Genomic DNA, 12,162 nt, shown 5'->3' on the forward strand with positions numbered 1-12,162 from the left:
TTGTAAATAAATATGGGACTGTTACACTAAGAAATTTACATACAACACATTGCTTTATCCGATTGCTAATATAATATGTTGTAGAATTTATTTTTAGTGTGACAGTCCTAAAAAACTAAATCCAATCTATTTTACACAAATCTATCTATATCTATCTATATAGTTTTTTGTTAAAAAAGTTTTTCAACTACATCAATATTTGTAATCGTCAACTTCAACTTTATCAACCTCTTGGTAAGGAGCAAGTGTGGATACCATCTTGATTGCAGAGTTAGAATTGTTCACGCAATAATGAACCTCTCCTGGTTCAATATGGATAAACTGGCCTTTCGTTAGGTGATTTACTTTTCCATCTACTACAATATCAATTTCACCATCAATGATGTAGAAATTTTCTTCCATAACATTATGGAAGTGAGCTTTAAAATCTTGTCCCGGTTGAAACTGAACTAGAGCAAAGTTCATTCTTGGACCTTTCATCAAGTATTTGGGACCATGGTCACCAAAACGATATTCTTTTTCTTTTTCGTCAATAACATACATAATCAAAATTCCTCCTTGTTTGTTAAAATCTTTTTAATTTTATAGGTACTATAGACCTGGTGCGATCCACATATTATTTGTAAGCTTCTGGTTACAAAGCTCTAATTGTGCAGCATACACCTTACGCCATTTTTTGTAAAGGTTTTCGTAAAGGGAATGATTTTTTATAGATGGTTCATAGGTCTTATCCCAATGTACAAGTTTTCTTGCTGTCTCTGAGATATTGCTATAAATTCCTACTCCATAACCTGCCAGAATGGCAGCACCAAGGCCAGTTGCTTCTTTTACTACTGGAACACGAACTGGTAGACCAAGAACATCAGATAAGATCTGGCACCATAATGGGCTCTTTGAAGCACCTCCTGCAAAGACAATGCTTTCTGGCATATTGCCAGTAACTTCTCGTACTAAGTCAAGATGGCCTTTAGTAACCATAGCTGTATTTTCTAGAATAGCATGATAAAAAGTGTAGCGATTAAATTTTTCAGAATCAAGTTGAAAGTTTGTGAAAGTAGGAGAAGCATGTTTCCAAGAAATAAAGTTCATGACATCGGAAAATGCACACATCATTCCGTAGCTCCCAGCTGGAATCTCAGAGGCTTTTTGATCCATTATATAATAAGGATCTTTACCTGTTTTTTCAGCTTCCTGTTTTTCAAGTTGACAGAATCCATCTCTAAACCAACGCATTACTAAACCAGGTTTGAAAGCTAGAGCTTCGTACTGCCAAATATCAGGTACTGCGTGACAATTAACACGAACACGGCAGTTTGAATCAGTTTTTACAGCATCTGTATTAAATTCGTATTGCCAAAAGCTCCCCCCAAATATGGCAGCTTCCTTTGATTTAACCACACCTACACCTATGCAACCAAGCTGTGCATCGCCACCACCTACTACAACGGTAGTACCTTCAGCAAGACCAGTGTCTTCAGCACCCTTTGCGTTAACTTTACCTATTATGGAACCACATTCCACAACATCAGGAAAGATAGTATCCTTTAGGCCGCATTTGCCAGCGATAGAAGAATCCCAAGCTCTTTTTTTTAGATCGAAGATGCCAGTTGTAGAACCATTACTTGGTTCAACAGCTAGTTTGCCTGTCATTTTAAAAATTAGCCAGTCATTAAACATACCTATATGTGCAATTTTTTTATATATTTCAGGCATTTTGTTTTTTACCCATAGAATACGTGGCAGTGCACCAAGAGCATAGGTTTGTCCAGATTCCATATATACTTCTTTTTCTAATTCTGGGTTCATGCGTATGAGTTCACCAACTTCGTCATTAGATCTAGCATCAACATTAGCACAAGCCCATATTTCTTTTTCGAATTTATCGTATAGTACAATTCCTTCACGCATACAGGTAGTAGATACAGCTGCAATTTCTTTTGAATTAATTTTTGCTTGCTCTATTACTCCATGAATACAGTGACATGCTAGTTCCCAGTTGTTATTCCAATCGAAATTCATGCTGCCAGGCCATTTAGGGTCCTCGTTGTGAATCCATTCCTGCTGAACACAGCCAATCTGATTACCTTCCAAATCAAATAAAATGGCACGAACGCTTCCAGTACCGGCATCAACAGCCATCAAATATTTTTGCATCAGTAAGACCTCCTTATAATAATTTGCTAAACTTATATATTTTCCTCAACTGTCACATAATAGAATCAGGCTGCATGTGAACAGTGAGTAATTATTGATTTACATTAATAAATGCATATATTGAATAATGTTTAGAAATTGGTATCAATGGGTACAACTGATTTTAGTAATATCTTGAAGAAAAGTATCAGTTTAATAATAATCGTTTTCATACAACCCTATAGAGTAATAAATTACATAGCAATTGTATAAATCGTATATACCAAAGGGGGATTTATAACATATATTATCTTATAAGATAATATATGTTATAAACATAATTAGTAAAAAATCTGACAATTTTTGAATTTTAATAACTGTAATATAAAGTAAAAATTAGTTTTCCAGATTTTGTGAAATATTTTCATTAGTATCTAATAGCTGCAATGCAGTAGATTCATCTGTAATTAGAATATCAATGTAACCACCATTTAAGACAGCTTTAATTGCACACACTTTATCATCACCTGCTGCAACTCCAATTACATTATTAAGTTTGAAAAGTGTAGAAAGCGGGGTTGTAATTAAGCGTTCTTCTATATATGTTTCTACTAATTTCCCATCTTTATCAATAAAATGACACAATATGTCTCCGACAGCACCTTTCATTTTTAAGTATAGAAAGTCGTTTTTAGTTAGAATCCCACTTTTTACAATAGTAGCATTATTGCTAATAGAACCAATTCCTACAACAGACATACAAGAAAGTTGTAACATACGTGAAATTTCATTAATAGATCCCTCATTTTGTAAGGCTTCTACTACTTCTTTAGAAGACACTAGAAGTGGTGATGGAATCAAATAAAGCTTAGCATTAAAGATTGTGGACATATTATTCGGTAAATAATAACTAACACCACCTGTCATTGATACTACAGAAAGGGGACGTTCGGCCATGGTTGCTAGATTATTCAAGATGCGACTTTGAGTATCGCCATATCCCATATTAATGAAATTGTTATTACCTAGGCGGTTATTTATATACATGGCAGCGGCTCGCGCAATATTTTCATTAATAGAAACTTCTTTTGGTGGTGAAGGTACAATAAAAGTATCTTTAAGATTATACACTTGGGATAATTTTTTTTCTATATGCAAGCGACTTGCTGGGTCATCACGCAGCTTAAATTGAATAATTCCAGTATTACGTGCCCTGTCTAATAGTTTTACTACACGCATACGTGAGATACCAAGAAGTTCTGAGATACGCTGCTGGGTCATGTTATCAAAATAGTAATACCATGATACTTTAATCATAAGTGCTTCTTCGTCATCCATTTGTTTTTCTCTCGCTTTCTATATTAATTTTATGTGATTATAAAATACTATGACTTAGTATAGATTATGGCTAAAAATAATATTTTTACATTTGAAAGTAGTAATTCTTATTTCAATTTTCAATAGAAGAGCATATAAGATTTAATATTAATCTTCAATTATTTAAATTTAGTGGGAAAACTACTCCAAAGACTTACTATCTTTTGTTTTAATGAAAAACAAATGATAACCTTATAAATAGTATAACAACATGGTTTTTTAATGTCAACATGGAAACTTGTTGTAGAAGAAATTTATTATTTTCAAATAAATTTGTGTAATATAATAGTTGTAGTACCTTATAATATGGCTAATATAAATACTTTAGCAATAAAATAATTTGTGTATAAAAGTAAAATTTATATAAAATTCTGATAATAAAACAAGCAACTTTATTGTAAACGGTTGACAAAGTTTTTAAAATGTTTTATGATTTTGTAAACAAACAAAATTAATGTGCATATAACAAATGTTAGGAATTCAATTATGGAGGCTAGGAGTATGGAAGAAAATATTTCAAAGAATTCAGAAATAAATACTGATAATACGCTCCTTTCTGTGCGAAATATTCATAAGTCATTTGCAAAAAATAAAGTTTTAAAAGGTATTAATCTAGATGTCAGTGCAGGTGAAGTATTAGCATTGATTGGGGGCAATGGTGCAGGCAAGAGCACTTTAATGAAAATTATTATGTGCATCTATCAGCAGGATATTGGTGATATTTATGTAGGTGGCAAAAAGGTTTTGAATTCTAAACCTTTAGATGCAATGAAACTTGGTATGTATCTTGTACCACAGGAACCTATGCTTTTTCCAAATATGAGTGTCGAAGAAAATATACTAATTGGATTTAATGAGAGTTCTAAAGAGTTAGATAAACGCCTTAGAAATTTATTGGAACAGATTGGTTGGAATTTGGATTTAAACAGAAAAGCTATGACTTTATCTATTGCTGAACAGCAATTGGTAGAACTTCTTCGCGGGTTACTAAGAAACGCAAAATTATTAATTTTGGACGAGCCTACTAGCGCGTTAACTTTTGATGAAGTAGAATCCCTTTTTAAAATTATTGAAGATCTTAAAAAGAAAAACATCGGTATCATCTATATTACCCATAGACTTGCTGAGGTGTTTACTATAGCTACGCATGTTGCAATTATGAGAGATGGTATTATAACACTTAATGGAGAAGTTAAAGATTTTACTCGAGAGATGCTTGTACAAGGATTACTTCCTACAGATATAGAAAAGAAAGAACTTAATTTTAATAGTACGGTACCAGATTATAAAAATCTGAAACCAATATTCAGTTTAAAAAACTTTAGTGGATATGGATTCAAGGATGTGACTTTTGATGTGTATCCTGGTGAAATTTTAGGCTTGGCGGGTGTAGTAGGTGCTGGACGTACCGAACTTGCAACTACAATTTTTGGTAAAGATGCAGTACTTGGTGGAAAGGTTTATCTTGAAGGGACAGATATTACTGGAATGTCAACTGCTCAAGTGATGGAAAAGGGCATAAGTTATATTCCAGAAGATAGACGACAAGATGGAATTTTTAAGATTGGTGATATAAGGATGAATACTACATGTGGATGTTTAAATCATCTTTCTAAGTTTTTTATAAATTCTAAGAAAGAAAGGGAGTTAACTGATAAATCTATAAGTGATTTTCGCATTAAGGTAACTGGACAGGATCAGTTACTTGGCAGTCTTTCAGGCGGAAACCAGCAGAAGGTTGTAATTGCTAGAACACTTTTAACACATCCAAAGCTGATTATATTAGATGAACCTACTCGTGGAATTGATGCTTCAGCCCGTGGTGATGTATATTCAATTATGAATAAATTAAAAGAGAAAGGGTTTTCTTTTTTACTCATATCATCAGATATGGAAGAGATTATTGAGCTCTCAGATAGGGCAGTTACTATGTTTCAAGGAAGAATAAATCATATATTTAATAAAGCGGATATAAATCAGAATAACTTAATGAGTGCTGCATTTGGTGTTTATGAAGAAGAAAAGGAGGGTGTATAGAGTATGGAAGGTATGAGTTTTATGAAAAAGATAACAAAAAGAAGAGAATTTTCATCCATAATTTTCCTCCTCGCTTTGTTTGGAATTGCAGGAGTTGTAAATCCGGCATTTTGGAAATTAGACAATATTATGCTTTGCTTAAATGGTTCTACGGTTTATACAATCTGTGCTATTGGTATGGCATTTGTTATTTTTACAGGAGAGATTGATGCATCTATAGGTGGTACATTAGGGTTATCAGCTGCAGTGGCAGCTACTATGATAAGAAATGGTAATTCAAGTATGATGGCATTATTGGTAGCTATTTTGATTGGAATAGTTATAGGTACTGTTAATGGATTTGGCGTAGCAGTTCTTGGAGTTCCATCAATTATTATGACTATAGGTGTAAACGGTATCGTAAGAGGCTTTTCTTATGTTTATACTGGTGGTGCTTGGGTTGAAAATATTCCCCGTAATTTTAAGGAAATTTCGCAGATGGGTATGTTTGGATTATCATGGTTTTATATAGGTACTATTATAATAATGATTCTTATACATTTTTGTGTAACGAAAAAAAGATGTGGACGATATTTTCAAGCAGTAGGTGATAATGAGGATGGAGCCATACATATAGGTCTTCCCGTTACTGCAACTAAGATGATCAGCTTTATAATTTGTGCAGTTTGTGCATCCTTGGCTTCTGTAATATTTGTTAGTCGTATTGGGTTTGTAACGCCTATGTCTGGTAATGGTTATGAGATGAAAGCTATTGCCGCATGTGTTATTGGTGGAATAAGTCTTTCTGGTGGTATTGGAAATATGATTGGAGCAACTTTTGGTGCATTAATTATGGCATCTATCAGTCGTATTTTGGTCTTCGTAGGATTATCATCCAATTACGATAACACAATTACTGGAATTTTGTTAATTACTATTGTTGTTATAGATGCAGTAATTCAGAAGCATAATATTGAAAAGTCAAGAAGAGAACGTTTGGCAGCGAGAACTGCAGAAGTTATTGAATACAAAGTAGAAGGAGGAAATAAAGTATGCAACAGAAACTAAAAGGAATATATACAAAATTGAAGTTTCGATGGGAATATTTCCTAATAATATTGCTTATTGCAGAAGTAATTATATTTGGTAATTTAAATCCTAGATTTTTAAAACCTCAAGTTCTATTTGGCAGTGTAAACGATTTTATTTCTATTTGTATTATTGCAATTTTTACATGCTTTGTGTTTATTACAGGTGGTATTGATTTGCAGGCTGGTTCTATAGTGGGTTTAACCTCTATAGTTATTGGAGTAATGTGGAAAAGTGCAGGAGTTAACATTATAGCAGCATGCCTAATAGCTCTTATTGTTGGTGGCCTATGTGGTGCCTTAAGTGGCTTTTTTATAGGGTTTACTGGTGTTCAGCCAATGGTAGTTACATTAGGTGGATCATTTCTATATTCTGGGCTTGCTATTGCGGTATCAAATATATCAAAGACTGCTGCTTATCTTGGCATTAGTGGTTTTCCACAGTACTTTACAAGTTTTACTAAGAAACGTTTTTTTGGTGTTATTCCATCACAGTTTCTTATTTTTATAGCACTTTCAGCTATTGCTTATATTATTTTACACAGTACAAAATATGGAAGAAAAGTTTTTCTTTGTGGAATTAATCAAAACGCAGCAGGATTTACTGGTATTAATTCAAAGCTTATCATTATGAGTACATATATTTTCTCAGGTATGGCAGCTGCTATTGCAGGTATCATTATGACAAGTTATCTTGGATCTTCAAAATCTGATTTTGGAAGTGATTTAACTATGCCAATAATTACAGCTGTAGTACTTGGTGGAACATCCACTTTAGGAGGTAAAGGTGGAGTAATTGGTTCAGCACTTGCGGCAGTTGTAATTGGAATCATGAGATTTGGTCTTTCAATGAATGGCATGCCAAATCAGTACTTAGATATTCCAGTAGGCATTATGTTAGTCCTTGTAGTTGCAGGAAGCTGTATTTCTAAAAATCAAAAGATTTCTACAGTTTTACGCCATTATGTATCCATCAAAAATTAGCCATAAATAAATTTTATTTAGTGTTATTAGGTATATATAGACGAATATTTACGTCTGCATATAAAAACAAAAAAACAGGGGGGTTTTATAATGAAAAAAGTTTTTGCTTTGACATTAACTGTTGTTATGGCTCTTACAGCATTTACGGGATGTGGTTCATCCAGTAAATCATCAAGTGATTCTGCAGAGAAAAGTACTTCTAACAAAAATAGTAGCATTACGGTAACTTTTATTCCAAAGGTTACAGGCAATGCATTCTTTGAATCTGCTAATAAGGGTGCTCAAAAATATGCTAAAAAGTGGGGATTTAAAGTTGACTACGAAGGTGATGCTAGTGCATCTGCATCTGCTCAGGTATCTGTAATTAACAAAGCAGTTCAACAAGGTACAAATGCAATTTGTATGTCATCTGTTGATGCTGCTGGCGTTAAGGATGCTTTAAAAGCTGCAGCAGCAGCAGGTGTTAAAGTTACTACATGGGATTCTGATGTAGATCCATCTGTTCGTAAAATTATGGTTTCTCAAGGTACACCTAAGCAATTAGGAGAAATGCTAGTTAAGATGAGTTACGATTCATTAAAAGAACGTGGCAAAAACCCAGATAAGGATCCTATCAAATATTGCTGGCATTATTCAAATGCAAGTGTTACTGACCAAAACTCTTGGAGAGTAGAGGGAGAAAAATACATTAAGCAAAAATATCCTAACTGGCAAAATGTTGCACCAGATAACTATTATTCAAACCAAGATGCCGAACAAGCTATTTCAGTTGGTGAATCTATATTATCAGCACATAAGGATATTGATTTAATTATCTGCAATGACTCTACTGCACTTCCTGGACAATGTCAGGCAGCTCAGAACAAAGGTAAAAAAGCTAAAGATATTACCATTACTGGGTTTGCTTCACCTAATTCTATAAAACAGTATTGTAAAGAAGGTATTATTACACGTTGGGGATTATGGGATTGCGGAATCCAAGGTGCTATGGGTTGCTATATGGCATACTATCTTGCTGCAGGTAATAAAGTAAAAGTTGGTGATAAGATTAAAATTCCTGATATTGGTACTGTAGAAGTTATGCCTAATAATGTACTTAATGATTCAGCAAGTACTTCTGATCCTTCTTCGGGAGTTGTATTACTACCTGAGAGAACTGTATTTACTAAAAGTAATATGAATAATTTTGATTTTTAATGTATAACTTATTTATTTGATTTCAAATGATAAATGTATAAATTATAAGGAGGATTTTAATTATGCCAGATATGGAAGGCTTTAAAGTAGCAAAAGATTATCATATAGATACTGAATTTGCAAATAATTCTAAAGGCTTTTATGTTAAAGGAGCTAATAATTTAGATTGGGGAATGAAAAAGCATCTTGCAAATATTTTTGATAAAAATAGTGGCAATACTGTAATGTTTGCGTTTGATCATGGATATTTTATGGGGTCTGTATCAGGTTTGGAAAGGCTTGATTTGTTGATTCCCAAACTTATGGATTATGTTGATGTTTTGATGTGTACAAGAGGTGCACTTCGTACTTGTGTTCCACCAGTTGGACAAAAATCAATCGCACTACGTGTTTCATCTGGTTCATCTATGCTAAATGATGATTTATCCCATGAGGTAGTTGCTGTTGATATTCAAGATACAATCCGCTGCAATGCAGATTGTATGGCTGTTCAAGGATTTATTGGTGCAGATGGCCAACTTCAAAGTATAAATAATTTATCGAAGGTTATAAATGAAGGTATACGTTATAGCATTCCAACTATGGGCGTTGTAGCAGTAGGAAAGGATATGGAACGTACAGATCGTTACTTTAAACTTGCTACACGTATCTTAGCAGAAATTGGTGTTAACATTGTTAAGACCTATTATTGTGAGAACTTTGAAGAAGTTGCAGCAGCATGTCCAGTTCCTATTGTTGTAGCAGGTGGAAAAAAGTTACCTGAAAATGAAGCTCTTACAATGGCATATCATGCAATAAGTGAAGGTGCACATGGACTAGATATGGGACGTAATATTTTCCAAAGTCTTCATCCAGTAGAAATGGCTGAAGCGATAGGAAAGATTGTTCATGAGAAAGCAACTGATAAGCAAGCTTATGAATTTTATCAGGATGCTATTCATAAATAATGAGTTATTGGGTGAAAAAACAGGTAGTCATTGGATAAAATTAAGATTTAGAAATGCAGCTAATTATAGATGAGTCATGATTAGCTGCATTTTTACTATATAAAAATTTTCTGTTTTTGCACAAAAAAATTATATTATGAGATATTGAAAATAAATGATTATTAAGCTTGAGAAAAATGTTACAAGTGAAAAGTGTAATTATATTTTATCATTTTTAAATATTTTCTTTAAAAGAGAACTATTTGCTTTTGATTTATACAAATTTAGCTGGGAAATAACAGCTTTTAGTTGAAGTTTTAGATTAATAATAGCATCTTCTTTTTCAATAGTGGCATTTTCTAGTTCGTTAATTTTATTTTCCTTTTCAATTAAACTTTTTTGAATAAAGTTAATATTTTCATTTAGCAAATCCTTTGTTTTATTGAAATTGTCATATTCCTCATTTATATTATAGCATCTGCTTTTGTATGAGAGATATTTGGTTTTTTCTTGCTTTAATAAATATTTAAGCTGGAGAATTAAGTTATTTTTTTGATTAAGCATTTTTTGGTATGCAGAGATTTTTTTCCAAATTTCATCCATAAAATAAGTCATATAAGGGTTGACTTTATAATCATTAATGTTAGGAAATATTTGAGATATAATCAAATACTCTAAAGGATTTTTATTTATCATATAAAGTTCATTGAAATAAAAAGTATCTAGATAACTTTGCTTATTTGAGCTATAAATACATTTTGTAATGTCCAGGAAAGTTAATGAATTCTTAAAGGGAGCATTACTAAAACTCCTACCACCATCTATGGAAAAGCTGCTGTAAATTTTATTATCTTGTGTCCAGGAGCACCATATTTGATTGTATCCTATGAAAAAATAACAGAAGTCTATATTTACACTTTGTGACAATTTATTATATTTAAAGTCTGTACCAATACCACTAGCATAGATTAAACTGTTTCTATTTTGGCTATTTTTTATATATAGTATATGAATTGTATTTTTACTTTTAAGTATAGAATAATATTTATAAGGGAAAGTACTTGAATCTATACTATAGAAGTTGGACCAATTTTTACTTTCATGATTGAATATCTTGTAGCCGAGCTCATGCCTATTATTTAATGACTTTTGATATAAAATAAATATTTTTTTATCTTTTGAAGTGTGAAGGGAAAAAGCTATATCATAATTAAATTTTAGTGTATCTATTATTTTAGAAGAAGATAGGTCATTTTTTTTATCTAAAATTTGGTGCCAGATAGTTGTAATGCCTGCTTTTTTATTTAAAACACTGTAGATTATATGGATCTCATTTTGGTTTAGGAAAGCTTGAAAGTAAACATCATTCATTTTTCCTCTATTGTTTTTAATGATTTGTTGTTCATTCCATCTTGTTTCATCTTCTGTAAGCAAATTTATATTTCCATTCATATCCTGATATAAAACATATATTATGTCATTTGGAAGTAATATAGCTGAAAGATTTTGAGAAATATTGCTTGTAATCAAATTATAAGTATGCAAGGCATCTTCTTTAAATATTCTATATACAATTTCTCTATTTTCATTATAAGATATGTTCCATATGGCTCCATTAGAGCGTTTTAAAATATAAGATTTTTTGTCTTTAGATCTCATTAAACTAACTCCTCTTGGAGAATTATTCTTTATATATAAAATATGCTTGAGGACTTCAATATTATAACAAAAAATATTTTAAATTGTAACAATTAAAAATTTGCTACGTAAAATGTTAGTGTAGAAGTACTTTGAAAAGGAGAGATAATAATTGAAGGACGTTCAAGAAATTATGATGGAAATAGATAGTATAACTAAGAATCAACTAGCAACGGATTTAAGTGAAGATGAAAAAAAGGAACTAGTGGGGTTAATTGAATCCGGTTCAGGAGAAGTTTTGCAGCAAAGCGTTTCTGATCCTTGTTGTAATTGTGATCCAACAACACCACCAACTCCATGTCCATCCTGCACTGCGGGAACTTTTTGCTGTTTAATTAGTGTTCCCACTGATTTTACATTTATACCTGGACATGTGCATGCTGGCGTTTCTAAACGTACTGAATTTACTGTTACTCAGGGAAGTGGCAAATGTACGGCAACACTTACAAATGGATGTACTATAGCACTCAATAGAGCAAAAGTTACTGGAAGTGTTAAGGTATTTGCAAGTTTGGGATTTAAAGATCCAAGTGGAAATTGTGCCTTCCTATGCTGCACAGATGTTGTATGTTTCTGTGATTCGGATGTAGTTTGCTGTGGAACTATAGATCCAAATACTATAAAATTTTTAGTCAGCGATTTAAGCTTTAAAAATCTTGGAACTGTAGGTTCCTCATGTCCTAAAGTAAATATATATGAGGTTACAGGTAAAATTACACCTACATGTTAGCATTTACTTTACA

At 32.3% G+C, this 12,162-nt stretch carries 10 protein-coding genes; 6 read left to right on the forward strand and 4 right to left on the reverse strand.

Going from position 1 to position 12,162, the window contains the following annotated elements; genetic code table 11:
* Positions 1-192: 192 nt before the first annotated feature.
* From CLAU_RS19520 to CLAU_RS19530, 3 genes are all read right to left on the reverse strand, one after another.
* A complete protein-coding gene (locus tag CLAU_RS19520; protein ID WP_023163502.1) occupies positions 193-543 on the reverse strand; it encodes a cupin domain-containing protein in 351 nt (116 codons plus the stop codon).
* 48 nt (positions 544-591) lie between these two features.
* The gene (gene lsrK / locus CLAU_RS19525; RefSeq protein WP_023163503.1) at positions 592-2,154 is read right to left on the reverse strand and encodes an autoinducer-2 kinase; all 1,563 of its coding nucleotides are present in this window, start codon (positions 2,152-2,154) and stop codon (positions 592-594) included.
* Between the two features lie 375 nt (positions 2,155-2,529).
* Positions 2,530-3,471: a sugar-binding transcriptional regulator gene (locus CLAU_RS19530; RefSeq protein WP_023163504.1), complete on the reverse strand. Its 942-nt coding sequence runs from the start codon at positions 3,469-3,471 to the stop codon at positions 2,530-2,532.
* A 540-nt stretch (positions 3,472-4,011) separates the two neighbouring features.
* Here CLAU_RS19530 and CLAU_RS19535 point away from each other — a divergent pair.
* The 5 genes from CLAU_RS19535 to lsrF all read left to right on the forward strand — a co-directional run bounded on the left by CLAU_RS19535 (position 4,012) and on the right by lsrF (position 9,742).
* Positions 4,012-5,547, forward strand: a complete 1,536-nt coding sequence (locus CLAU_RS19535; RefSeq protein WP_023163505.1) for a sugar ABC transporter ATP-binding protein — start codon at positions 4,012-4,014, stop codon at positions 5,545-5,547.
* A gap of 3 nt (positions 5,548-5,550) precedes the next feature.
* Positions 5,551-6,594 carry an ABC transporter permease gene (locus CLAU_RS19540; RefSeq protein WP_023163506.1) on the forward strand — a complete coding sequence of 348 codons (1,044 nt, stop codon included), beginning with the start codon at positions 5,551-5,553 and terminating at the stop codon, positions 6,592-6,594.
* Positions 6,579-7,598: an ABC transporter permease gene (locus tag CLAU_RS19545; protein ID WP_023163507.1), complete on the forward strand. Its 1,020-nt coding sequence runs from the start codon at positions 6,579-6,581 to the stop codon at positions 7,596-7,598. Before CLAU_RS19540 ends, CLAU_RS19545 begins: the two co-directional genes overlap by 16 nt.
* Positions 7,599-7,688: 90 nt before the next feature.
* A complete protein-coding gene (locus tag CLAU_RS19550) occupies positions 7,689-8,795 on the forward strand; it encodes a substrate-binding domain-containing protein (protein ID WP_023163508.1) in 1,107 nt (368 codons plus the stop codon).
* A gap of 62 nt (positions 8,796-8,857) precedes the next feature.
* Positions 8,858-9,742 (forward strand): 3-hydroxy-5-phosphonooxypentane-2,4-dione thiolase, encoded by an 885-nt coding sequence (gene lsrF / locus CLAU_RS19555; RefSeq protein ID WP_023163509.1) that lies wholly within the window; start codon positions 8,858-8,860, stop codon positions 9,740-9,742.
* A gap of 198 nt (positions 9,743-9,940) precedes the next feature.
* On the opposite strand, the gene CLAU_RS19560 is transcribed toward lsrF, so the two are convergent.
* Positions 9,941-11,380 carry a hypothetical protein gene (locus CLAU_RS19560; protein ID WP_023163510.1) on the reverse strand — a complete coding sequence of 480 codons (1,440 nt, stop codon included), beginning with the start codon at positions 11,378-11,380 and terminating at the stop codon, positions 9,941-9,943.
* Positions 11,381-11,531: 151 nt separating this feature from the next.
* Here CLAU_RS19560 and CLAU_RS19565 point away from each other — a divergent pair, with 151 nt between their 5' ends.
* Positions 11,532-12,149 (forward strand): hypothetical protein, encoded by a 618-nt coding sequence (locus CLAU_RS19565; protein WP_023163511.1) that lies wholly within the window; start codon positions 11,532-11,534, stop codon positions 12,147-12,149.
* Positions 12,150-12,162 lie beyond the last annotated feature (13 nt).

Origin of the sequence: Clostridium autoethanogenum DSM 10061 (genome assembly GCF_001484725.1) — a bacterium.
Taxonomy (GTDB): domain Bacteria; phylum Bacillota; class Clostridia; order Clostridiales; family Clostridiaceae; genus Clostridium_B; species Clostridium_B ljungdahlii.